Source organism: Cryobacterium sp. Sr3, assembly GCF_004402835.1.
Classification (GTDB): Bacteria; Actinomycetota; Actinomycetes; order Actinomycetales; family Microbacteriaceae; genus Cryobacterium; species Cryobacterium sandaracinum.
In genome coordinates this window covers 43,309-67,073 of the sequence record NZ_SOFA01000001.1, presented here as the reverse complement: position 1 = coordinate 67,073, position 23,765 = coordinate 43,309, and the positions used below count along the sequence as shown (strand labels likewise).

Below are 23,765 nucleotides of genomic sequence, written 5' to 3'. Positions count from 1 at the left end.
TCGAATTGGTTTGACCGCGCGCTCGGAATCGCTCAGCGGGCGCACGGGAGTCCGGGGCCGCCGGCCTCGGGCGGCGTGCGGTGCTGCCACTGCAGCCTCCGTTCGAGCTGCGCACCGAGCGCCAGTAGCGTGGCCTCCCCGCCCGGCCGGCCGATCAGCTGCACTCCCATCGGCAGTCCAGCCCCGGTTTCGGCAACGGGCAGCACGATCGCGGGCAGTCCGCTCACGTTGACCATGGACGTGAACGGGGTGTACTGCACCTGCTGGGCGAAGTTGCGCTCCCCGTCGACCGCGTCGTACCAGCCCAGCGGGCGCGGCGTGAGCGCGAGCGCCGGGGTCAGCACCGCGTCGAACCGGGACAACTGGCGGATGAACGACCGCTCGTAAGCCGACAGTGCCGTGAGCGCCTGAGCCAGATCCCGAGCGGACAGCTCCCGGCCGCGGTTCATCAGCCAGCGGGTGAGCGGCTCGAGCAGCTTCTCCTGCTCCGGGGTGTCGGCGGGGATGCTCGCAGCGCCGGCCTGCCAGATCGCGCGGAACGCCGGCACATAGCTGTCGTCGGGCTCGAGCGCCGTCTCCTCCAGGCCATGGCCCATACTCGCGAACCCGTCGACGGCCACCATCAGGGCGGCCAGCGCCTCGGGAGCGATCTCGATCGGGTAGGCGTCATCCCAGGCGGAGGTTGTCATCACGCCGAGCTGGAACCGGCCCTCGCCGCGCACGGCGGCGGCCAGCAGAGGTGCATCGTCGCCGGGGGGCCGGAGCGAGTACAGGTGCTGCGGATGCCCGCCTCGCGGCGCGATCATGGCGTCCAGCAGCAGGGCGGCATCCGCCACCGTCCGTGCCAGCGGTCCGGCCACGCTGAGACCGCCGAGCGCGTTGATCCCGGACGACGAGGGCACCCGGCCGCGCGACGGTTTCAGGCCGACGAGACCGCAGGCTGCCGCGGGGATCCGCACCGAGCCGCCGCCGTCGGAGCCCGGAGCGAAGGGAAGCAGCCGGGCGGCGACGGCCACCGCCGCCCCGCCGCTGGAGCCGCCCGCGCCCCGGGAGCGGTCCCACGGGTTGCGCGCGGGCGGCCCGGCCAGCGTCTCGGTGTACGACGGCAGCCCGAACTCGGGCGTGCTGGTCTTGCCGAGGCTCACGCCGCCAGCCGCGTCCAGGGCGAGCACGAGATCGTCGGACTCGGCCGGCACGTAATCCTGCATCAGCCGCGATCCGAACCGGGCCGGCACGCCGGCGCGGCTCTGCAGGTCCTTGTCGGCGAAGGGCAGACCCCAGAGCGGCATGCTGCGCGGCATCAGTTGCTCGACGAAGCGGGCCCGCTTCCGCGCGGCATCCGCTGTCACGCTCACGAACGCGCCGAGGCCGGAGTCCTGAGCCTCGATCCGGCCCAGGTAGTGCTCGGTCAGCTCGGTGGGGCTGATCTCACCGCGCTGCAGCGCCTGCCATTGTTCGAGAGCGGTCAGTTCATGCGGAGCGGCCATCCCCCGAGCCTAACCAGCCGGGATGCCGGGCATCGGCGCGACGGAGCGGCGAGACGCTCAGCGGCGCGACGCTCAAGAGTGGGACAGCCCGGTCAGCAACGCCTGGAACGCCCGCGGCGCGGCGCGGAGAACGGATGCCGCCGCCCACGACCCGGCCCACGGCAGCAGCTGCGCGACGTTGATGATCTCGTACTGCACGAGCGACCCGGCCTCCTCCTCGGGCAGCACCTGGTACTCGCCGCGGTACCACCAGCCGCGCCGCAGCACAAGTCGGCGTCGGTCCCGGTCGGTGTGCACGTTGCCCCCGCCGGCCGCCCCCGAGGCCATCGCCGTCACGAGCCGGTTGAACACGGCGTCGGGGCCGGCCTCGAGGTGTCCTGCGAACGAGCGCAACACGGTGTGGCGCTCGGGCAGGGTGGGCAGGGCATCGGTCATCCCTCGATTTTAGGCGTCCGCCGGCCGCAGACTCGCCGCTGCGCCTATTTGAGGCTCTTCTGCAGGAGCACGGTGCCGAGCCAGCGGTCGAACTTGAAGCCGACCTTGCCCATCCGGCCGATCTCCGCGAATCCGAAGTCGAGGTGCAGCTTGATCGACGCGTCGGCGCCCTGGTCGGCGACGACCGAGATGATCTCCTTGAGCCCGGCCGCCTGGGAGCGCTCGATGAGTTCGCCGAGCAGCATCCGGCCCAGTCCCTTGCCGGTGGAGGCCGCTCCGAGGTAGATCGAGTTCTCGACCGTGAACCGGTAGGCGCGTTTCTGCTTCCACGGGCTGACCAGGGCGTAGCCGAGCAGCTGGCCGGCCGGGGAGACGGCCACGATGAACGGCATCCCGAGCTTGCCCAGATAGTAGAACTTGCTGCGCCACTCGGCGAGGGTCATCGGGTCGACGTCGAAGGTGACCGTGCTGTTGGCGACGTAGTAGTTGTAGACCTCCCGGATATACGGCAGATCGGTGATTTGGGCCTCACGCATGGTGAATCCGAACGGCGCCTCTTCCGCGGGCGTCGGTCGAAGGTGCCGGGGCAATTGCCGACGCGGCTGGTATTCCTCTTCAAGCACAGCTAACTCCTCCAGAGAGCTCCAGATTACCCGAGGGACCAGTCCACCGGGGCCGCCCCGGTGCGGCCGAGGTACTCGTTGGCCCGGCTGAACGGCTTTGAACCGAAGAATCCGCGCCTGGCCGACAGCGGGCTCGGGTGCGCGGACTCGATCACCGGCGTGTCCCCGAGGAGCGGCCGCAGCGTGCCGGCATCCTTCCCCCACAGAATCGCCACGAGCGGCCGGTCCCGGGCGACAAGGGCGCGGATGGCCTGCTCGGTCACGCTTTCCCAGCCGCGGCGCCGGTGCGACCCGGCCAGGCCGGCCTGCACGGTGAGTACGCGGTTGAGCAGCAGCACCCCCCGCCGCGACCACGGCGAGAGGTCTCCGGTGGCGGCGGTGACGCCCACGTCGTCGTGCAGCTCCCGGCAGATGTTCGCCAGGCTGCGCGGCAGCGGCCGCACGTGTGCCTCGGTCGCGAAGGCGAGCCCGATCGGATGTCCCCGGGTCGGGTACGGATCCTGGCCGACGATGAGCACCCGCACGGCATCGAACGGCTCGGCGAAGGCGCGGAAGACGTTCTCCGGGGCCGGTAGCCAGATACGGCTGGCCAGAGTCTCGGCGCGCAGGAGCTCCGCCATTCGGTCGATCTCCGGCCCCACCGGCGCCAGCGCCTGGGCCCAGCCAAGATCGATGGCCCGGCTCTCGGTCAGCGCCGCGAGGGTGACGGGCATGATGCTCGGCTCAGGCCCCGAAGGTGCTCACGAGCACCCCGCCGTCGGCCTCGCTGACCCGCCAGACACTGCCGGCTCCGACGACGCTGAGCGCGCCCTCGCCGACGACCAGCGCGGTGTTCTCGTCGACGGCCAGGCCGCCGTCGATCAGGCCGGCCTCGGTGGCCGCGACCAACCGGGACAGCGTGCCCCACTGGGCGGCGTGCACCTCCACGGTGACGTCGAGCAGCCCGATGCCGGGTTCAACGGTGATCTCGTCGAGCCCCTCGGCGGCGTGTTCGCCGCTGACCTCGACGCCGCCCATGCGCCAGCCGCCGATCAGGGCACGCTCGGCCGCGATCATCGCGCCGGCAGAGAATCCGAGATAGGGGATGCCGGCGGCCACCTGACGACGGATCTCACCGAATATCGGGGCCACGGCGACCAGGTAGGCGGGGGTGACTCCGCCGCCGACCAGGATTCCGTCGGCCTCGGACACAGCGGTCAGGGCGAAGACGTCGCCCGGGGCGACGACGGTGACCTTCGGCTCGAACTCGCCGGCCGCGGAAACGGCGGCGACCAGGTTCGCGGCGTGGTCGGCGGCGTCTTCGGCACGCACGACGAGGATCGCGATGCCAGGCTCCGCGCGGCCTGCCACGACTCCGCGCGCCGTGGCCTCGGCCAGGAAGGGTCCGAAGACGGCCGCGTCTGTCCGGGGGTTCCAACCGCCGCCGACCAGGTGCACGCTCACAGCAGGGCGCCCCGGGCCACGAGGGGCAGGCTGGCGGCGAGCAGGCTCGCGACAGGCAGGTCGTCATCGAGCTGTGCGCCGCCCGGCAGGCTCGCACCGGTGAGGCTCTCCGCTACGGGAGGCAGCGAGGACCAGGGGAACACGATCCAGCGGTCCGTTTCACACCAGGTGAAATCGGGCACCAGCACGGTGCGAGGCTTCGTGTACAGGGTGGCGGTGCGCACCTCGCAGGCGGTTTCCCGCAGCAGCGCGACGACCATCGCGAGGGTGTGCCCGGAGTCGGAGACGTCGTCGACGAGCAGCACCCGCAGGCCGGTTAGCGACGGCGCGTCGAGCATCGGTCCCGACAGGACCGGCACGGGGAGGCGCTCGTCGACGCCGGTGTAGAACTGCACGTTGATGCTGCCGCAGTTCTTGGTGCCCAGCGCATACGACATGGCGCCGGCGAGCAGCAGCCCGCCGCGGGCGATGGCGATCACGACATCCGGCTGGAAACCGCTCGACAGCACCGCCTTCGACAGCTGGCGGGACGCGTCCGCGAACACGTCCCAGCCCAGCACTTCCCGCTCAATTCCGGTCACATCACGTGCAGCGTCGTCCGCGTCGAATCCCATTTCCCAATGGTAGGTCACGGCGCGGTCACGATGAGCTCAGGCCAGGTGCCGCTCCTCGTGGCCGTTATAGAGCGAGAGCGGCCGGATCAGGGCATTCGATGCGGTCTGCTCGATGATGTGCGCGGTCCACCCGGTCAGTCGCGCCGCGACGAAGATCGGCGTGAAAGTGAGGGTGTCGAATCCCATCAGGTTGTACGCCGGTCCCGACGGGTAGTCCAGGTTGGGCAGGATGCCGGTGCGCGTCGTCATCCCCGCCTCGAGGGATTCGTAGAGCTCCAGCAGGTCCGGCCGGTCATAATGCTCGACCAGGGTGACCAGCGCGGTGCGCATGGTCGGCACCCGCGAGTCCCCGTGCTTGTACACCCGGTGGCCGAAGCCCATCACCTTCCGCTTTGCGGCGAGGGTCTCATTCAGCCACGCCTCGGCGCGCTTCCCGGCGCCCAGGCCGAGCCCGATTTCGTCGAAAATATGCATCACGGCCTCGTTCGCCCCGCCGTGCAGCGCGCCCTTGAGAGCCCCGATCGCTCCGGTGACCGCGGAGTGCAGGTCGGACAGGGTCGAGGTGATCACGCGGGCGGTGAACGTCGACGCGTTGAAGGAGTGCTCCGCATACATGATCATGGACACATCGAACGCGTTCACGACCACGAGTTCGGGCACCTCGCCGAACGTCATGAACAGGAAGTTGGCCGAGTAGCCGAGGTCGCTGCGCGGTTCGATCAGCTCGAGGCCGTGGCGGCGGCGCTGGTCGTAGGCCACGATCGCCGGCATCTGGGCCCAGAGCCGCAGGCCCTTGGCACGGTTGGCCGCCGGCGACGCGTCGGCCGCATCGGGGTCGTTCGCGCCGATCAGGCTGACCGCCGTGCGCACGACGTCCATCGGGTGCGCCGTCATCGGCAGCTCGTCGATGACGCGCTTCACCGCAGGAGTCAGGTGCCGGAGGGAGCGTTCCTGCTCCTCGAATTCGCCCAGCTCGACGTCGGTCGGCAACTCGCCGTGCCAGAGCAGGTAGGCCACCTCCTCGAAGCTCTTCTGTGCCGCGAGTTCCTGCACCGGGTAGCCCCGGTACAGCAGCGAGTTCGATTCGGGGTTGACCTTGGACACCTGCGTATGGTCGACCACGACGCCGGCGAGGCCCTTGTAAATGGTCGGTTCGTTCTGACTCATGTCGCTCCCTTGCGTTGAGACTGGATCTGCATGCGGGGCCGGGCTGCTACGAGGCAACATCCGGGTTGAGGGTGAAGTTGAAGACGCCGGAATCGAAGTGGCTGTACGACTCGTAGTCGAGCAGCTCGTAGAGCCTCGCCCGGTGCTGCATCTCCGGCAGCAAGCCGGTCAGTGAGCCCTGCGCCTCGATGGTGTCGAGGCCGCGTTCGGCCGCCCCCATCGCGAGGCGCAGCAGGGACACCGGGAAGATGACGATGTTCATGCCGACATCCGCCAGCTGCTGGGTCGTGTAGAGCTCGCCCTTGCCGAACTCGGTCATGTTCGCCAGCACCGGCACGTCCACGGCGGCGCGGATGGCCGCGAACTCGGCCAGGGATGCCATCGCCTCCGGAAAGATCGCGTCGGCCCCGGCGTCGACGAGCTTCTTCGCCCGGTCGACCGCGGCAGCCAGGCCGTCGACGGCACGGATGTCCGTGCGCGCCATGATCAGGAAGTTCGGGTCGCGCCGGGCGTCGACGGCCGCCCGGATGCGCTTGGCCGCCGTGTCGTCGTCGACGACCTGCTTGCCGTCGAGGTGACCGCAGCGTTTCGGATTGACCTGGTCCTCGATGTGCATGCCGGCCAGACCGGCATCCTCGAGCGTCTGGATCGTGCGTGCCACGTTCATCGGCTCGCCGAAGCCGGTGTCGGCGTCCACGATCGTGGGCAGGTCGCTCATCCGGGCGATCTGCTGGCTCCGTCCGGCCACCTCGGTGAGAGTGGTCAGGCCGATGTCGGGCAGACCCAGGTCGGCCGAGAGCACCGCGCCGGAGATGTACACCCCTTCGAAGCCCTTGGCCGCGATCAGTCGAGCCGAGAGCGGGTTGAACGCACCGGGGAAGCGCAGCAGCCGGCCGCTCGCCAGGTCCTTGCGGAACGCGGCCCGCTTGGCGGCCGGGCTGACTTTCGAGTACAACATCAGAAGATTCCGTTCGGGGTGGGAAGTGAGGCGAGCAACCCGTTACGGGCCACGATGGTGAGCTGGCCGAGCTCCCCGGCGCCAAGCCGCGGCAGGCGTTCGGCCGCGGCGAGGAAGCGCACGATCTCGCCCTCCTCGACCACGTCGGCCGCGAGGGTGCGGAACTTGTGCACGTATTCGGCCCGCCCGAACGGCTTCGCGCCGAGCGGATGGGCGTCGGCGACGGCGATCTCGTCGACGACCCGGCTGCCGTCGGTGAGCTCGATCTCGACTCTACCGCCGAAGGCCTTCTCGGCCGGGTCGAGCGAGTGGTACCGGCGGGTCCACTCGCTGTCTTCCGTGGTGGTCACCTTGTTCCAGAGGGCGATCGTGTCGGCCCGGCCGGCGCGTTCGGGCCGGTAGGAATCCACGTGGTGCCAGCTGCCGTCCTGCAGGGCGACCGTGAAGATGTATGGGATGGAGTGGTCGAGGGTCTCCCGGCTGGCCGTGGGGTCGTACTTCTGCGGGTCGTTCGCGCCCGAGCCGATCACGTAGTGGGTGTGGTGGCTGGTGTGGATGACGACGGATACGACGTTGGCCGGATCGGACAGGGCCGGGTGCTCCCGGTGCAGCTTCCGGGCCAGGTCGATCCACGCCTGCGCCTGATACTCCGCCGAGTGTTCCTTCGTGTAGCTGTCCAGGATGGCGCGCTTGGCTTCACCATTCGACGGCAGCGACACCTCGTAGGCGGCATCCGGCCCGTCGAGCAGCCAGGCGATCACGCCGTCTTCACCCTCGTAGATCGGGGTGGGGCTGGTTTCGCCGCGCATCGCGCGGTCGACCGCCTCCACCGCCATCTTGCCGGCGAAGGCCGGGGCGTGTGCCTTCCAGCTGGAGATCTCGCCCTTCCTGGACTGCCGGGTGGCCGTCGTGGTGTGCAGCGCCTGCCCCACCGCCTGGAAGATGGTCTCGGGGTCGAGCCCGAGCAGGGTGCCGATGCCGGCGGCCGCCGACGGGCCGAGGTGGGCCACGTGGTCGATCTTGTGCGCGTGCAGGCTGATGCCCTTGACCAGGTCGATCTGGATCTCGTAGCCCGTGGCGATGCCGCGCACGAGGTCGCGACCGGTCAATCCGCGGGCGGTGGCGAGGTGCTGGGCGACCGCGACGATCGGCGGGATGTTGTCGCCGGGGTGTGAGTACTCGGCGGCGAGGAACGTGTCGTGGTAGTCGAGCTCACGCACGGCGACCCCGTTGGCCCAGGCCGCCCACTCAGGTGACACCCGGCGGGAGCGCTGCTCGCCGAACACGGTCGCCCCGACGCCGTTGAACGAACGCGGGTGCGCCAGCGCCTGCGAGCGGGCCGACACCACCGGGCGCCGGGTCAGCGACGCCGCGGCGACGGCGGCGTTGTCGATCACCCGGTTGACGATCATCTCGGTCACCTCGTCGCTCACCCCGACCGGGTCGGAAGCGACCTCGGCGATCTTCCAGGCCAGCTGGTCGGTGCGGGCAAGGTTCTCGTCGCTGCGGTGAACACGAACGTGGTGGAGCTGCACGGTGGATCCCTTCGATTGGTTCGATTGGTTCGATTGGTTCGATTGGTTCGAATAGTGCGGTCAGCGCGGTGGAGGCGATGGGTCGGCCGGAACGGCCGACGATCCCCGGAGGGTCGCGAGAACGCTGGTGAGGCTCTGGTGGAGGTGCACGTGCGTGGCGTGGGCGGCCAGCGACGAGTCGCCCGCCAGAACGGCGTTCACGATGAGCAGGTGCTCGGCGGCGGCGCTTCGGAGCCGGTCCGGGTTGTCCCGGGCCAGGCGACGGATGCGGGCGAGGTGCGTGCGCACCCCGGCGAGCGCACCCACGAGGAAGGGGTTCGCCACGGCCACGTCGAGGGCCAGGTCGAACTCGTCGATCAGCTCGTAGTAGCGGCGTAGTCCCGCCTTGCCGTGCCGGAGCAGCTCCGGGGCCGCAAGGAACTGCGTGCGGAGAGCCTCGAAGACCGCCGGGTCGCGGCGCTCGGCGGCGATCCGGGCTGCGTGTTCCTCCAACGCCCGTCGCACCTCGTAGAGTTCCCCGATTCTGTCCACGCTCATCTCGGTGACCATGAACCCACGGCCGGTGCGGCCGGCCACCAGACCGTCGGCGATCAGCCGGGCGATCGCCGCGCGCAGAGGGGTGCGCGACACCCCGATCCGGGCGGCTTGCTCCACCTCGAGCAGCCCCGTGCCGGGCGCCAGGAGGCCGTCGAGAATCTCGCCGCGCAGCTGCCGGTAGGCGCGTTCGCTTGCGCGAACCGGAGCCGTGGTCCCCGTCGTTGGGGTTTCTGTATACACAAATCACATGTTATTCCCTTATTGCGGGTTATGTGCCAGACTTCACGAATTCTATGTATACATAGGAACTTCAACGGAGAGGTTCGAATGTCAGGGAAAGCTTCGGCGGGGTATTACGACCTGTGGCAGAGAAGCATCGATGACGGCACGCGTTCGGCGTTCTGGCTGCAGGCAGCCCGGGCAATCGACTGGACCGTTCCGCCGACGGTGGCGCTGGAGGAACGCTTCCCCGGCGCCTGGCGCTGGTTCCCGGACGGCGAACTCAACACCAGCTACAACGCGCTCGACCGCCACGTGCTTGCCGGCCGCGGCGAACAGACGGCCGTCATCTACGACTCGGCGATGTCCGGCACCCGGGTGCGCCTGAGCTACCGCGAACTTCTGGGACGCGTCGAGCGCTTCGCCGGGGTGCTCCGCGCCAGCGGCGTCGGCCAGGGCGACCGGGTGATCGTCTACCTGCCGATGATCCCGGAAGCCATCGTCGCCATGCTGGCGTGTGCCCGCATCGGCGCCATCCACTCCGTCGTCTTCGGCGGCTTCGCAGCCAGCGAGCTCGCCGTGCGGATCGACGATGCGCGACCGACCGTGATCGTGACCGCCTCCGGCGGCCTCGAACCGGGCCGGGCGGTCGAATACCTGCCTCTGGTCGAACGCGCCCTCGCTCGCAGCAAGGGCTCGGTGCACACCGTCATCGTGCGCGACCGGGAGATGGTCCCCGGCTGCGCCGCCGACTACGCCGGCACCAGCGACGTGGCCTGGCTGGACTGGGCCCACGAGGAGAACGAGGCCTCCCCGGCCGCGCCGATCAGCCTTCGCTCCGACGACCCGCTCTACATCCTGTACACCTCCGGAACGACCGGCAATCCGAAGGGGATCGTCCGCGACAACGGCGGCCACGCCGTGGCGCTGGCCTGGTCGATGGCCAACATCTACAACGTCAAGCCCGGCGACGTCTTCTGGGCGGCCTCTGACGTCGGCTGGGTGGTCGGCCACTCCTACATCGTCTATGCCCCGCTGCTGGTCGGCGCCACCACGGTCATCTATGAGGGCAAACCGGTCGGCACCCCGGATGCCGGGGCGTTCTGGCGCGTGGTGGAGGACTACCAGGTGTCAGTCCTGTTCACGGCGCCCACGGCCATCCGTGCCATCCGCCGCGTCGACCCTGACCTGGTCGAACTGGCGGGGCACGACATCCAGAGCCTGCACGGGCTGTTCCTGGCCGGCGAACGCCTCGACCCGGAGACATACCACTGGGCCAATGACGGGCTGCACTGCCCGGTGGTCGATCACTGGTGGCAGACCGAGACCGGCTGGGCGATCTGCGCGAACCCGCGGGGCATCGCCGACATCCCGACGAAACCGGGCTCGGCCACGTTCCCGGTGCCCGGCTACGACATCGCCATCCTCGATTCCCAGGGCAAGCCGGTCACGAAGGCCGGCAAGGACGGCAACATCGCCATCCGCCTCCCGCTGCCGCCCGGCGCCCTGCTCGGGATCTGGGGCAGCGAAGACCGCTTCGAAAGCTCCTACCTGTCGGCTTTCCCCGGCTTCTACGCCACCGGAGATTCCGGCCACTTCGACGAGGACGGCTACCTCTATGTGATGGGCCGCACCGACGACGTGATCAACGTTGCCGGGCACCGACTGTCCACCGGCTCGCTCGAGGAGGTGCTCACCCTGCACCCTGCGGTCGCCGAGTGCGCGGTGCTCGGCGTGCGCGACCCTCTCAAGGGGCAGCGCGCGGCCGGCTTCGTCACGCTCAAGTCCGGGACCACGATCGACCACGACACTCTCGGCGCAGAGCTCATCGCGCTGGTGCGGGAGCATGTCGGGCCGGTGGCCGCGTTCCGAGACGTGACCATCCTGGACAGGCTGCCGAAGACCCGGTCGGGGAAGATCCTCCGCAAGACCATCCGGCAGATCGTCGATGGCGAGGCCTACACCGTACCGCCGACGATCGAGGATCCCACGGTTCTCGACGCCCTCAAGCAGGCCGTGCATGGAGTCGGCCCGAACGCCTGAAGCACCAGTCGACCCCCACAGATCACCCCAGCACCATCCCACACAGTCACATCCCTTCACCGGAGCAAAGGAGCCCGCATGGCGGAATCACTGAAAGACAAACTCCCGGACGGAGTAAAACCGTCCACCATCGACTACATCGCGTATGAGAAGACGCCGAAGTTCATCCAGCTGAAGAAGCAGCGCCGCGGGTTCGTGCTGCCGCTGGCCGCCTTCTTCTTCATCTGGTACTTCGCCTTCGTGCTCGTCGCGGCCTACCTGCCCGACGTGATGGCAATCCCGGTCTTCGGCAAGTTCAACCTCGGACTGGTGCTCGGCCTCGGCCAGTTCGTCACCACCTTCGCCATCACCATGTGGTACGTGTCGTACTCGAACCGCCGTCTCGACCCCCTCGGGGCCGAGCTGCGTGCCGAGCTTGAGGAGATGGACAAGAAATGATCGCAACCAGCATTCTGCAGTCCCTGCCGGGCCGCCTGGCCCAAGCCGTCGAACCCGCGGAAAACAACCCCGTGCTGAACATCTCGATCTTCCTCGCTTTCGTGGCGGTCACCCTGATCGTCGTCATTCGCGCCGGGCGCAACAACAAGACCGCGGCCGACTACTACACCGGCGGCCGGTCCTTCACCGGCCCGCAGAACGGGTTCGCCATCGCCGGCGACTACCTCTCCGCGGCGTCGTTCCTCGGCATCGTCGGGGCGATCGCGGTCAGCGGTTACGACGGCTTCCTGTACTCGATCGGCTTCCTCGTGGCCTGGCTCGTCGCCCTGCTGCTGGTGGCCGAGCTCATGCGCAACACCGGCAAGTACACCATGGCGGATGTGCTCTCCTTCCGCCTGCGTCAGGGTCCCGTGCGCGTGGCCGCGGCGACGACCACCCTTGCCGTCTGCTTCTTCTACCTCCTCGCCCAGATGGCCGGAGCCGGCGGCCTCGTGTCGCTGCTCCTCGGCATCAACGACAAGGTCGGGCAGTCCGTCGTGGTCACCGTGGTCGGCGGCCTGATGATCATGTACGTGCTCATCGGTGGCATGAAGGGCACCACCTGGGTGCAGATCATCAAGGCATTCCTGCTCATCATCGGCGCATTCGCGATGACCGTCTGGGTGCTGGCCATCAACGGCTTCAACTTCTCGGCGCTTCTCGACTCGGCCATCGCCGCCTCGACGAGTGTGCCGGCCGACGCCATCCTGGTGCCCGGCCTGAAATACGGCGAGAACCCGCTCGACTTCGTCTCGCTCGCCATCGCCCTGGTGCTCGGCACCGCGGGCCTGCCGCACGTGTTGATGCGCTTCTACACGGTGCCCAGCGCCAAGGAAGCCCGTCGCTCGGTCGTCTGGGCGATCTGGCTGATCGGTGCGTTCTATCTGTTCACGCTGGTGCTCGGCTTCGGTGCCGCCGCGCTCGTCGGAGCAGATGTCATCCTCGCCGCTCCCGGCGGAGTGAACTCGGCCGCGCCGCTGCTCTCCCTCGCGCTCGGCGGACCGCTGCTGCTCGGCTTCATCTCGGCCATTGCGTTCGCCACGATCCTGGCCGTGGTGGCCGGGATCACGATCACCGCCGCGACCTCCTTCGCTCACGACATCTACATGAGCGTGATCAAGAAGGGCAAGGGTGACCCCGACGCCGAGGTCAAGGTCGCACGTCGTACCGTCGTCATCATCGGCATCCTCTCGATCGCCGGCGGCATCGGCGTGCAGGGGCAGAACATCGCCTTCCTGGTGGCCCTGGCCTTCGCCGTCGCGGCGAGCGCCAACCTGCCGACCATCCTGTACTCGCTCTTCTGGCGCGGCTTCACCACCCGCGGCGCCGTGTGGAGCATGTACGGCGGCCTTGCGGTCACCGTCGGTCTGATCATCTTCTCGCCGGTCTTCTCCGGCACGGAGACGTCGATGTTCGGTGCAGACGTCGACTTCGCCTGGTTCCCACTGAGCAACCCCGGCATCATCTCCATCCCAATCGGGTTCTTCCTGGGCTGGCTCGGCTCGGTCACCAGCACTCGCAAGGAAGACCCGCTGCTGGCCGCGGAAATGTCCGTGCGGTCCATGACCGGCTTCGGCGCCGAGAAGGCCTCCGAGCACTGATCGAAACCGTACGACGCGCATGACCACTACTCCCCTCGGCTGCACCCCAGCCGGGGGGAGTAGTGTCGTTCCGCGGGCCGGAGGGCCAGACCATCCGCCTACGCCGAGCCTTTGACGCATGACTGGAGAAGATTCTCAATGAAAGCTGCACGTTTCCACGGCCAGAAAAACGTCCGCATTGAAAGCATCGAAGATCCGGAGACCCGCAGCGGCACAGTGAAGATCGCAGTCGCCTGGTGCGGCATCTGCGGCACCGACCTTCACGAGTATCTCGACGGCCCGATCTTCATCTCGGCGCCCGGCCACCCGCATCCGCTTTCGCATGAATCCCTCCCGGTCACCATGGGCCACGAGTTCGACCTCACCAGCGAGGGCTTCGACACCCTGATCAACCACAACGACACTGCTGTGAAGATCCTGGTCCACCCCTAGGCAGAACGCTTGAGTGCGTCAGTCTTTGGGTGCCAGCGGCCCCCGCGCGACTCGCATGGGGGCCGCCTGCGCAACCGGCTTGATCACGATCAGGTCCAGATTGACGTGGGCCGGGCGTTCGACGCTCGACACGATCGTCTCGGCAATATCTTCGGCGGTGAGCGGATTCGGCACCCCGGCGTAGGCCGCGGCAGCCTTCTCCGCATCACCGTTGAAGCGCACCAGCCCGAATTCCTCGGTCTGCACCATCCCGGGGGCAACCTCGATCACCCGGATCGGCTCGCCATTCAATTCCAGGCGCAAGACTTCCATCAGGGCGTGCGCGGCGAACTTCGCCGCGTTATACCCTCCACCTCCGAGGTAGGCGACATGACCCGCAATGGACGTGACCGTGACGATGTCGGCGGCGCCGCCCTCCGCCCGGATCCCGGCCCGCAGCAAGGGCAGCACGGCGCTCGTGACCCGCTTGACCGCGAGCACGTTGATCTCGAACATCCAGGCCCAGTCCTCGATCTTCGATTCCTCGACGGTGTCCAGCCCCACTGCGCCGCCCGCGTTGTTGACCAGCGCGTGCACCGGCCCGGACGCCGCGAGATAGTCGCGCAGCGCGTCCACGTCCGCCTGCCGGGTGAGGTCGGCCGTGAAGACCTGCGCCCCGGTCTCCGCCTGCAGCGTCGCGAGGCGGTCGGTGCGGCGAGCCACCCCCACCACATCCCAGCCCCGCTGGCGGAACAGGCGCACGGTGGCGGCACCGATCCCCGAACTCGCACCGGTCACAACGACTCTTTTTGTACCCATGGTCCCATTCTGGTCGGAGAAGCAGCATGATGAGCCCACGCGCCGCCGGAATACCGCACGTGCAGAAACGACGCGTGCCGCTCTGGGACAATGCGCGCTGGATCGCGATCGCCCTGGTTGTGCTCGGGCACGCCATCCTGAAACTCATCGCCGAGTCGGATGTCGCCTACGAGTTCTATCTGTTCGTCTACGCCTTCCACGTTCCGCTGTTCGTCGCCGTCAGCGGGTACTTCGCCCGGTCGGGCCCGCTCGGTACTCGCCAGCTGCATCGTCTGGTCACCGACATCGTGCTCCCCTACGTGATCTTCGAGACGATCTGGACAGTCGTGCACTGGCTACTCGGCGGCGAATTCCGCCTGGACTACTCGTCCCCCTCCTGGACCCTGTGGTTCCTGATCGCCCTCCTGGCCTGGCGCCTCGCCCTACCCTTCCTCGTGCTGCTGCGCCATCCGCTGCTGATCAGTGTGATCATCTCCGTCGGCGCCGGGTACTTCGCGTCGATCGACAGCACCTTCGCGCTGTCGCGCACGCTCGGGCTGCTGCCGTTCTTCGTCTTCGGCTGGCAGCTACGCCAGTGGAAGCTCACCGACCGCTGGCTGGGGCTGCACGCCACCGCGGTATGGCGCTGGCGGATCGGCGCGTTCACCCTGTTCACGGCACTGCTGGGCGTGATCGTGGCGAACATCGACGCCCTTCGTGAGGCGCAGGTGCGCCAGTTCCTGCTCTACGACGAGGCCTACCCGGCGTTCGGCTACGACCAGCTCTGGGCCGGCGTCATCCGTCTGGGTCTGCTGCTGCTCGCGTTCGCCCTCATCGTGGCATTCCTGGTGCTCATGCCCCGGCGACGGCTCTGGTTCACGCCCTACGGCGCGGCCACGATGTACATCTACCTGCTGCACAGTTTCGTGCTGTTTCTCCTGCGCGAGAGCGGGGTGCTCGGCGGACCCCAGCCGGGCTGGGTGCTGCCCGCGATGATCGGGTTCAGCGTGCTGATCTCCATCGCCCTCTCGCAGCGGATCGTGCGCAGGGTGTTCCACCCGCTGATCGAGCCGCGCGCCCGCTGGCTGTTCCGCAAGAAGGCGCGCACCGACACCGGCACTATCGTGCTTCCGCACCTCGACGCGCCTGCCGGCACGCTCGCCGCCGAGCCTCCCGCAGAGCCTCCCGCAGACGCACCGCCCGCAGACCCTGCCGTCGGCACACCGCGTGACACGCCGCGCTGACCGCTTCGTGACGCTGTGTTGCGGTGTCCGTTGCCAGCTCAACAACCCCCTGCCTAGAATCGCTGGCAGAGCGCTGGAAGGTCCACGCTCGTCGAGGATCACCCGGGAGATCACCTCATGAGCGACAACGCTGCAGACTGGAAGTTTGAAACCAAGCAGGTGCACTCCGGTGCCCAGCCCGACCCGACCACCAATGCCAGGGCCACCCCGATCTACCAGACCACGTCCTACGTGTTCGACAGCGCCCAGCACGCGCAGAACCTGTTCGCACTGGCCGAATTCGGCAACATCTACACCCGTATCATGAACCCGACCCAGGCCGTCGTCGAAGAGCGCGTCGCCGCCCTCGAAGGGGGCACCGCAGCCCTGCTCCTGGCCTCGGGCCAGGCCGCCTCCACGTTCGCGGTGCTGAACATCGCCCAGGCCGGCGACCACATCGTCTCGTCGAGTTCAATCTACGGCGGAACCTACAACCTGTTCAAGTACACGCTGACCAAGCTGGGCATCGAGACGACCTTCGTCGAGAACCAGGACGACCCCGAGGAATGGCGCCGGGCGCTGCGCCCCAACACCAAGCTCTTCTTCGCCGAGACCATCGGCAACCCCAAGATCAATGTGCTCGACATCCGTCTCGTGGCCGATGTGGCGCACGCCGGCGGGGTACCGCTCATCGTCGACAGCACCATCGCCACCCCCTACCTGATCCGCCCGTTCGAGCACGGCGCGGACATCGTCGTCCACTCGGCGACCAAGTTCCTCGGTGGCCACGGTGCCGTCATCGGCGGCGTCATCGTCGACGGCGGCACGTTCGAATGGTCCAAGAACGTGGAGAAGTTCCCCGGCCTCACCGAGCCGGACCCGTCCTACCACGGCGTCAGTTACACGGGCGCGGTCGGCGACGGCATCGCCTACATCATCAAGGCGCGCGTGCAGCTGCTGCGCGACCTCGGATCCGCGATCGCCCCGGCGAGCGCCTGGCAGCTCATCCAGGGCATCGAGACTCTCAGCCTGCGCATCGAACGCCACGTGCAGAACGCCCAGGACATCGCGGAGTGGCTCGAGAACCACCCCGACATCGCCTCGGTCAACTACGCCGGCCTGCCGTCGAGCCCCTGGTACGCCGCCGCCAACACCTACGCGCCCCGCGGTGTCGGCGCCGTGCTGTCCTTCGAGTTGAAGGGCGGAGTGGATGCCGGTCGCGCCCTCGTCGACAACCTTTCCCTGTTCAGCCACCTGGCCAACATCGGCGATGTGCGGTCGCTCGTCATCCACCCGGCCTCGACCACGCACGCGCAGCTCACCCCGGAGCAGCAGCTCACGGCCGGGGTTACGCCGGGCCTGGTGCGCCTCTCTGTCGGCATCGAGAACATCGCCGATCTGAAGGCCGACCTCGAGACCGGCCTGGCGGCCGCCCGCGCGGTTGTGCAGGCATCCCGCGCCAACGCCTGACACGCCCCCAGCCGCTGCCAATCCGGATGGGTATCCCCCCAGGCGGGTGGTTAACCAATTCGACGGAGATTTTGCCCTCCATACCCGGTTTCGGCCCGTTTCAGGCCAAAATCGGCAAAATCTCCGTCGAATTCGTTCGGGTGGCGAGCTGATTCGGCTCCGCCGAGTGCGAACAGAGTGCGAACAGAGTGGAAACCGAGTGGAAACCCAGTGCAACCCGAGTGAAAACCGGGCGCGGCCCGAGTGCCGGCCGGGTACTCCGCGGCGACGGCCGGGCGCGCGGTGCGCTCACCAGACGGTGCGGTGACAATAAGCCGGAAGGGCTGTTCACCCGGCAGAATAGGGAGCCTATGGACTGGCAATATTCGGCAGACACCGTCCCGTCGAGCTTCGTGACCGAAGCCCAGGCGCGGTCGCTGCTCGGCAAACCCCCGGCGACGGGTGCGTGGCGCGACGGCGACCCCGTGGGGAACCGTCGTTTCCTCGACGTCGGTGCGCTGCACTTTGAGGGGGGCAGCAGCCTCGGCGCCGTGCGGATCGCCTACGAGACGTGGGGCGAACTGTCCCCGAGCGGCGACAACGCCGTGCTCATACTGCACGCCCTCACCGGCGACAGCCACCTGGTCGGCCCGGCCGGCCACGGCCACCCGACCGCGGGCTGGTGGAGCAGGATCGTCGGCCCCGGCCTGGCCATCGACACCGACCGCTGGTTCGTGGTTGCCCCGAACATGATCGGTGGCTGCCAGGGCAGCACAGGTCCGGCCTCCCTCGCCCCGGACGGCTCCGAATGGGGCACCCGCTTTCCCTACCTCACCATTCGCGATCAGGTCGCCGCGCAGGTCGCCTTCTCAGACCATCTCGGCATCGACCGTTGGGCCGCCGTCGTCGGCGGCTCGATGGGCGGGATGCACGCGCTCGAGTGGGCCATCGAGCATCCGTCCCGGGTCGCCCGCCTGGCAATCCTCGCGGCACCGCCGGTGACGACCGCCGACCAGATCGCGCTGAATTCGGTGCAGATCGAAGCCATCCGCAGCGACCCGCTCTTCCGCTTCGGCGACTACTACGACGCCGCGGACGGCGACGGCCCGACCCGCGGCCTCGCCCTGGCCCGGCGGATGGCGCTGCTGAACTACCGCAGCTCCGAGGAGCTCAACCTGCGCTTCGAGCGCGGCTGGCAAAGCGAGATCAGTCCGCTCGGCGCGGGCGGCCGGTTCGCCGTCGAGTCCTACCTCGATTTCCACGGCAACAAGTTCACCCGGCGGTTCGACGCGAACAGCTACATCGTGCTGGTCGAGGCCATGAACTCGCACGACATCGGCCGCGGCCGCGGCGGTGTCGCATCCGCCCTCTCCCGCATCGATGCGCTCAGCGTCGTCGTCGGCATCGACAGTGACCGCCTCTTCCCCCTCGAGGGCCAACAGGTCATCGCCGCCCATCTGCAGGGCAACATCGACGACACGGATGCCGTCACGCTCCACTCCGGCTTCGGCCACGACGGTTTTTTGATCGAGAACGAGGCCATCGGCGCGCAACTTCTGCGCGTTCTGAGCCGTCCCGCTCCCTCGCATCGAGCTTGACGCGGTCCCGGATCAAGACGACGTCGACCGGCAGGCCACGGAACGCGACACCCTCGTGAACCGAGTCGTGCCCGTGAAGGCGACGTACCCTGACTCGAGACGTACCCGATGAGAGGACACGCGCCATGAAACCCGGTTCCGTTATCATGTTGATCTTTGGCGCGATCCTCTCCCTGCTCGGCTTCTCGCTGGCCCTGGCCGGGGCGATGACCGCCGTGGTCAACGCGCAGGGCGAGGACGGCTACATCACCAGCCCCGCCCGCTCGTTCTCGGGACAGTCGTTCGCGCTCACCTCGCCCCGGATCGGCTCGATCGAGCTCAAGGACGTCCCGGCGGACATCGGCACTCTCCGACTCCGCGCGCTCTCCACCTCCACAGCGGACGTCTTCATCGGCGTCGCGTCTCAGGCCGACGTCGACCGCTACCTGGCCGGAGTGAATAGCACCGAGCTGCGTGACCTGAACATCAATCCCTTCCGTGCGGTGTACCGCGACATTCCGGGCAGCCGCGCTCCCGAAGCCCCCGGCGCCCAGGACTTCTGGGTGTCCTCCGCCGAGGGTCCCGGCACTCAGGAGATCGACTGGGATCTGACGAGCGGCAGCTGGGCGGTCGTCGTCATGAACGAGGATGCCAGTTCCGGCGTCTCAGTCGCCCTGCAGGCCGGCATTCGCCTCGGGTTCCTCGCCCCGCTGGCGGTGGGGCTGCTTCTGGTCGGCCTGTTCATCCTTCTCATCGGCCTGGTGCTGACCGTGTTCGGGGCAATCGGCCTGGGCCGCGGCACACTGCCCGCAACCAGGCCCGGCGCCACGCCCGACACACCGCTCGGAGCAGCAACTTTCGTCGGAGCAGGCCCACCCGGGGCGACCGCGGTCCCTGCCCATCCCGGTGGACGGACGTTTCCCGCCCGGTTGACCGGAACCCTCGACGAGGGGCTGTCCCGCTGGTTGTGGTTGGTGAAGTGGATCCTGATCTTCCCGCACGTGGTGGTGCTGCTGTTCCTCTGGTTCGGGTTTGTCGTCACCACCATCGTCGCCGGGTTCGCCATCCTGTTCACCGGTCGATACCCGACGGCCCTCTTCCAGTTCAACGTCGGGGTGCTGCGCTGGAGCTGGCGGGTGTCCTTCTACGCCTACTCGGCGCTCGGCACCGACCGGTACCCCCCCTTCAGCCTGGCGTCGTCGGCCGACTATCCCGCCGATCTGCAGGTCGATTACCCGGAGCGCCTCTCGCACGGGCTCGTTCTGGTCAAATGGTGGCTATTGGCGATTCCGCACCTGCTGATCGTGGCGGCCTTGACCGGAAGTGCGACGATCTGGCGGAACGACGAGGGCGACTCGGTCTCGAACACCGTCCCGTCCCTGATCGAGGTCCTGGTGCTGATCGCCGCGGTCATCCTCCTCTTCACCGGCCGGTACCGGCGCAGCCTGTTCGATCTGATCCTCGGCATCGACCGCTGGATCTTCCGGGTAGCCGTCTACACCGCCCTGTTCCGCGACGAGTACCCGCCGTTCCGCCTCGACCAGGGCGGCGCCGACACCCCGGAGGCCGCGGTCACACGAGCACCGATCACACCCGCCGCACCTGCCGGCGGAGCGGCATCGAGCACGCCCTGAGTCGCCGGTCACGCCCGTGGGTAACGCCGTCGGTCGCGCGGACGCCGACGGATGCCACGGAGCGCGCGGGGGAACGGACACCGGGCCGGTAAGGTTCTGTATAGAGGGCAAATGGGGTGAGAGCGCCGCTATGCAACGAATCTACAAGGAACGTGACCGTCTGCTCCGCAGAGCGGCTCGCCTGTGCGGATTGGCCGGCTCGGCCGCCGCGCTCCTCGCGATGCTTGTCCCGGGCGGCTTGACCGTGAGCACCCTGGCCCGGAGCCTGCCACTGCTGCTGCTGCTGGTGGCCGGCCAGTACCTGCTCGGCCGGTCCGGCCGGATGCGCTGGGTCGCTCTGATCCTGGTCTCCGGCATCGCCGTGATCCTGCTCGTGGGCTGGTCGGGCCAGCGTGCCACCGGCCTGAACCTCGTCGAGCAGGCCATCATCGGCGGCATCGCCGCCGGAGCCCTGAGCTGCGTCGCCCTCGTGCTCGTGGTCAGCGCCGCCCGCCTGCTGGTGCTGTCCCTGGCATTCGGTGCGACCGTTGCCAGCGTGCTCGCCGCCACCCGCGCCTCGTCCGACGCCACCGTGCCCCTCCTGCTCACCTTCAGCGTCTGGCTTGCCATCGCCCTGGTGGCCTGGTGGCTGGCCCAGAGCGTGCCGCGCGTCATGGCGCGCATCGCCTTCATCGGCCGCGCCCACCTCGCCGAGCGCCATGCCAGCGAGCTCGAAGCCCAACGCCGGCAGGATGCCCGGCTGCTGCACGACACCGTGCTGGCCACCCTCACCCTCCTCGCGCACTCCGGCGTCGGCGTCAGCCCGGCCGCACTGCGCCAACAGGCCGGCGACGACGCCCGGTTGTTGCGGCAGCTACGGCTCGGCGGCCTCCCCACCCCGCGCCGCTCCGGGGTCTACACGCTCGAGCCGGCCACCGAGTCAATGCTCGGCAGCACCCTCGAATCGGTCAAGCAGCGGTTCGGGCGGATGGGACTCGATGTGGACTGGCACGGCAGCGGACAGGTTCTTCTGCCCAGCGACGTGCTCGACTCCTTCCTCCTCGCCCTCGGCGAGTGCCTCGAGAACGTGCGACGTCATGCCGGCGTCGCCCGCGCCGACGTGACGATCACTGATGACGACACAACCGTGCGCGCCATGGTCACCGACGCAGGGGTCGGCTTCGACCTCAGCGGCGTTAGCGCCGAACGCCTCGGTTTCGCCGAATCGGTCGTGGCCCGCCTGCGCGACGTGGGCGGCAACGCCCGCCTCTTCTCCTCCCCCGGCTCCGGCACCACGGTCGTGCTCGAGGTGCCCAAGTGACCGTCCCCGGCATCGTCGACGCCCGCCGCCGTGACGCGCGCCGCGCTGCGGCGGCGGGCGGGTCCGACCAGCCGAGCAATCAGGACCGCCAGGAACGCCGGGCTTACCGGCGCAGTTTCCGACGCCCCGAACGCACCGAGCAGACCACGCGCGCCAACCAGAGCGGCCTGGGTGGCCGCCACCTCGGCATCGGCCTGACGTTCAGCGGCGGCTTCATCACCCTGTTCCTGTTCGGGCAGTTCGCCGTGCAGTGGTCCGAATATCCCGACCCGACGCCCAGCCTCATCGCGTGGGGTCTCCTGATGGCGACCACGGTCCTGGCACTGATCACGGTGCAGCGCCTGTCGGCTCGGATGCCGGACTGGCTGTTCGCCGCGGCCATCGCCGCCGGCGCCGCCGTGGTGGCGCTCGACCTGATCGGGTCGTGGGGCGAAACCGACTCCGGCGTCTACCCGACCGCCGCCGCCGCCGTCGGCACCCTGCTCATCTCCCTGGCCACCGTGCGCCGCGGGCACGACCTCGTCTCGGCCGCGATGGCGCTCGGCCTGCTTCTCTTCCTCGGGGCGCTCACCGAGGAGCGCGCCGATCCGCTCACCTTCGCCCCCGACCTCCTTGTGATCAGCCTCGCCATCCTGCCTCCGCTGCTCGGCGTCGCCACGGTGCGGGGATTCCGCCGGATGGCCCAGCGTGAGCTCGACCTGGTGCTGGTGCAGAGCACCATCTCCCAGCCGCAGTTCGCGGTGGGGATGTTCGCCTCCGAGGAACTCGCCCGTATCGACCTCGACGCGGAGACTCTGCTCGACGACGTCGCGAAGGGTCGCACGGCGCTGCCGCTGAGTTCCGAGAAGTCGACGACGGCGGCAGACCTCGCCACGCAACTGCGGCTGCACCTGATCCGGGGCCGCCGGGAGACCTGGCTGCACCACGCGATCACCGAGTCCGAGTTCCTGGGACCGTCCGTCGGCCTGCACGACCCGGCGGGGCTGGCCGGCATGCTCAACCCCGACCAGCGCGATGCCCTTCTGCGCACGATCTGGCTGCTGATCAGCGACACAACCCGCGACGAGGCATCCGTTTCGCTCTCTCTCGGTCCGATCCGACCCACGCACGGCGTCTCCGCTCGCCAGAAGTTACGATTTCCGATCGAATTGACCACGACGGGTGTGCCACGACGTCGAGTGGACCCCGAGACGTGGCAAGCTATCCGAATAGTCGGCCCTCACGTCGATTCCAGCCGGGACGGAAGTCTGCATCTGGAAATCGAATGCAGTATCGACAATCCCGCGGATGCTTAGGGTCCGTGGAACTACGCTGTTGAGCTTCTCATTCGGGGCCAGAAGCACAAGGAGACAGAAGTGACGAACACGACCACGTTGAGCACTGAGGCGCCGAGCAAGGACAACCCCATCCGGTTGGCCCTCGTCGACGACCACCGCATGCTGTTGGGGGCCCTCACCGAGTGGATCCGGGGGGCCGCGGACGACATCAACATGGTCGCCGCCGTCACCACCTGGCCCGAGCTGCTCACCCACCCCGAATTTCCCGTCGACGTCGTGCTCCTCGACCTCGACCTCAAAGACAACATCCCGGTCTCACTGAAGATCTCGACGCTCAAGACGGCCGGCGTGAAGACGGTGTTGATGAGCACCTATTCCGAGGCCGGGCTCGTGCGCGAGGCGCTGGCTGCCGGTGCGCTCGGCTACCTGGTGAAGAGCGAAGAGGCAACGATGATCGTCGAGGCGATCCGCTCCGCCTATGACGGCGACTCCTTCATCTCGGCCGAACTGGACGAGGCCCTCAACAACGGCGCGAACGGCGGTTCTCCCCGCCTCAGCGCGCAGGAGCGCCGGGTGATGGCCCTCTACGGCGCGGGCGAGCCGGTCAAGGCCGTCGCGCACCAGCTCGGCATCTCCGAGGAGACCGCCAAGAGTTACCTCAAGCGCATCCGGGAGAAGTACCGCCTCGCGGGCTTCGACGTGGGAACCAAGGTCGCCCTGCGCAAGCGCGCCATCCACGACGGCATCCTGCTCCAGGGCGACTGACTTCGGCGCTGCCGAACGGCCCGGCTGCCGAACGGCCCGGCTGCCTCGCGCCGACCACGCCGGCCACGCGGATCGCCTGGGTGCCGTCCGGGAGCTCCACACCGTTCCCGCGCCGGGTGCGGTCCAGGAGGAACGTCCCCACGGTGAGCAACAGGGCGAAGAAGCTTTGGCCCAGACCGATCCAGACCGGGG

21 protein-coding genes and 1 pseudogene are annotated in these 23,765 nt (G+C 68.5%); 11 read left to right on the top strand and 11 right to left on the bottom strand.

Annotated elements, in window-relative coordinates:
* Positions 1 to 32: 32 nt before the first annotated feature.
* The 10 genes from E3N94_RS00295 to E3N94_RS00250 all read right to left on the bottom strand — a co-directional run bounded on the left by E3N94_RS00295 (position 33) and on the right by E3N94_RS00250 (position 9,039).
* On the bottom strand, positions 33 to 1,487 hold the full coding sequence (locus E3N94_RS00295; RefSeq protein WP_134569587.1) for an amidase: 1,455 nt from the start codon (positions 1,485 to 1,487) through the stop codon (positions 33 to 35).
* A gap of 72 nt (positions 1,488 to 1,559) precedes the next feature.
* Complete coding sequence (locus tag E3N94_RS00290; protein ID WP_134343258.1) at positions 1,560 to 1,922, bottom strand: hypothetical protein; 363 nt, start codon at positions 1,920 to 1,922, stop codon at positions 1,560 to 1,562.
* Positions 1,923 to 1,966: 44 nt separating this feature from the next.
* Positions 1,967 to 2,545, bottom strand: coding sequence for a GNAT family N-acetyltransferase (locus E3N94_RS00285; RefSeq protein WP_174720224.1), 579 nt, complete (start codon positions 2,543 to 2,545; stop codon positions 1,967 to 1,969).
* A 26-nt stretch (positions 2,546 to 2,571) separates the two neighbouring features.
* Complete coding sequence (locus tag E3N94_RS00280) at positions 2,572 to 3,258, bottom strand: uracil-DNA glycosylase (protein WP_134569586.1); 687 nt, start codon at positions 3,256 to 3,258, stop codon at positions 2,572 to 2,574.
* A gap of 10 nt (positions 3,259 to 3,268) precedes the next feature.
* Positions 3,269 to 3,988 (bottom strand): Type 1 glutamine amidotransferase-like domain-containing protein, encoded by a 720-nt coding sequence (locus E3N94_RS00275; RefSeq protein WP_134373598.1) that lies wholly within the window; start codon positions 3,986 to 3,988, stop codon positions 3,269 to 3,271.
* Positions 3,985 to 4,602 carry a phosphoribosyltransferase gene (locus tag E3N94_RS00270; protein WP_104099892.1) on the bottom strand — a complete coding sequence of 206 codons (618 nt, stop codon included), beginning with the start codon at positions 4,600 to 4,602 and terminating at the stop codon, positions 3,985 to 3,987. Before E3N94_RS00270 ends, E3N94_RS00275 begins: the two co-directional genes overlap by 4 nt.
* Positions 4,603 to 4,638: 36 nt before the next feature.
* The gene (locus E3N94_RS00265) at positions 4,639 to 5,769 is read right to left on the bottom strand and encodes a bifunctional 2-methylcitrate synthase/citrate synthase (RefSeq protein WP_104099879.1); all 1,131 of its coding nucleotides are present in this window, start codon (positions 5,767 to 5,769) and stop codon (positions 4,639 to 4,641) included.
* Between the two features lie 46 nt (positions 5,770 to 5,815).
* Entirely contained in the window at positions 5,816 to 6,727 is a 912-nt protein-coding gene (prpB, locus tag E3N94_RS00260; protein ID WP_104099878.1) for a methylisocitrate lyase, read from the bottom strand.
* Positions 6,727 to 8,262, bottom strand: coding sequence for an MmgE/PrpD family protein (locus E3N94_RS00255; RefSeq protein ID WP_134569585.1), 1,536 nt, complete (start codon positions 8,260 to 8,262; stop codon positions 6,727 to 6,729). Before E3N94_RS00255 ends, prpB begins: the two co-directional genes overlap by 1 nt.
* A 60-nt stretch (positions 8,263 to 8,322) precedes the next feature.
* The gene (locus tag E3N94_RS00250; protein WP_134401751.1) at positions 8,323 to 9,039 is read right to left on the bottom strand and encodes a GntR family transcriptional regulator; all 717 of its coding nucleotides are present in this window, start codon (positions 9,037 to 9,039) and stop codon (positions 8,323 to 8,325) included.
* 87 nt (positions 9,040 to 9,126) lie between these two features.
* Here E3N94_RS00250 and E3N94_RS00245 point away from each other — a divergent pair, with 87 nt between their 5' ends.
* The 4 genes and pseudogenes from E3N94_RS00245 to E3N94_RS00230 all read left to right on the top strand — a co-directional run.
* Positions 9,127 to 11,061 (top strand): AMP-binding protein, encoded by a 1,935-nt coding sequence (locus tag E3N94_RS00245; protein WP_134569584.1) that lies wholly within the window; start codon positions 9,127 to 9,129, stop codon positions 11,059 to 11,061.
* Positions 11,062 to 11,139: 78 nt separating this feature from the next.
* Positions 11,140 to 11,499, top strand: a complete 360-nt coding sequence (locus E3N94_RS00240; protein ID WP_104099874.1) for a DUF485 domain-containing protein — start codon at positions 11,140 to 11,142, stop codon at positions 11,497 to 11,499.
* A complete protein-coding gene (locus tag E3N94_RS00235; protein WP_104170207.1) occupies positions 11,496 to 13,139 on the top strand; it encodes a cation acetate symporter in 1,644 nt (547 codons plus the stop codon). Before E3N94_RS00240 ends, E3N94_RS00235 begins: the two co-directional genes overlap by 4 nt.
* A gap of 138 nt (positions 13,140 to 13,277) precedes the next feature.
* Positions 13,278 to 13,496: pseudogene (locus E3N94_RS00230) on the top strand (alcohol dehydrogenase catalytic domain-containing protein); the annotation flags it as partial.
* Positions 13,497 to 13,589: 93 nt separating this feature from the next.
* Here the strand turns inward: E3N94_RS00230 and E3N94_RS00225 are convergent.
* Positions 13,590 to 14,369 carry an SDR family oxidoreductase gene (locus E3N94_RS00225; RefSeq protein ID WP_134569583.1) on the bottom strand — a complete coding sequence of 260 codons (780 nt, stop codon included), beginning with the start codon at positions 14,367 to 14,369 and terminating at the stop codon, positions 13,590 to 13,592.
* A gap of 26 nt (positions 14,370 to 14,395) precedes the next feature.
* Here E3N94_RS00225 and E3N94_RS00220 point away from each other — a divergent pair, with 26 nt between their 5' ends.
* From E3N94_RS00220 to E3N94_RS00190, 7 genes are all read left to right on the top strand, one after another.
* Positions 14,396 to 15,592: an acyltransferase family protein gene (locus E3N94_RS00220; RefSeq protein ID WP_134373602.1), complete on the top strand. Its 1,197-nt coding sequence runs from the start codon at positions 14,396 to 14,398 to the stop codon at positions 15,590 to 15,592.
* A gap of 117 nt (positions 15,593 to 15,709) precedes the next feature.
* Positions 15,710 to 17,041, top strand: coding sequence for a bifunctional o-acetylhomoserine/o-acetylserine sulfhydrylase (locus E3N94_RS00215; RefSeq protein WP_134569582.1), 1,332 nt, complete (start codon positions 15,710 to 15,712; stop codon positions 17,039 to 17,041).
* Positions 17,042 to 17,391: 350 nt separating this feature from the next.
* Positions 17,392 to 18,618 carry a homoserine O-acetyltransferase gene (locus tag E3N94_RS00210; RefSeq protein ID WP_134343267.1) on the top strand — a complete coding sequence of 409 codons (1,227 nt, stop codon included), beginning with the start codon at positions 17,392 to 17,394 and terminating at the stop codon, positions 18,616 to 18,618.
* A gap of 125 nt (positions 18,619 to 18,743) precedes the next feature.
* A complete protein-coding gene (locus E3N94_RS00205) occupies positions 18,744 to 20,231 on the top strand; it encodes a DUF4389 domain-containing protein (RefSeq protein WP_134569581.1) in 1,488 nt (495 codons plus the stop codon).
* Between the two features lie 130 nt (positions 20,232 to 20,361).
* Entirely contained in the window at positions 20,362 to 21,531 is a 1,170-nt protein-coding gene (locus E3N94_RS00200; RefSeq protein WP_134343269.1) for an ATP-binding protein, read from the top strand.
* On the top strand, positions 21,528 to 22,826 hold the full coding sequence (locus E3N94_RS00195) for a hypothetical protein (RefSeq protein ID WP_134569580.1): 1,299 nt from the start codon (positions 21,528 to 21,530) through the stop codon (positions 22,824 to 22,826). The genes E3N94_RS00200 and E3N94_RS00195 overlap by 4 nt, the downstream gene beginning before the upstream one ends.
* A gap of 60 nt (positions 22,827 to 22,886) precedes the next feature.
* The gene (locus E3N94_RS00190; protein WP_255408575.1) at positions 22,887 to 23,573 is read left to right on the top strand and encodes a response regulator transcription factor; all 687 of its coding nucleotides are present in this window, start codon (positions 22,887 to 22,889) and stop codon (positions 23,571 to 23,573) included.
* Positions 23,574 to 23,765 lie beyond the last annotated feature (192 nt).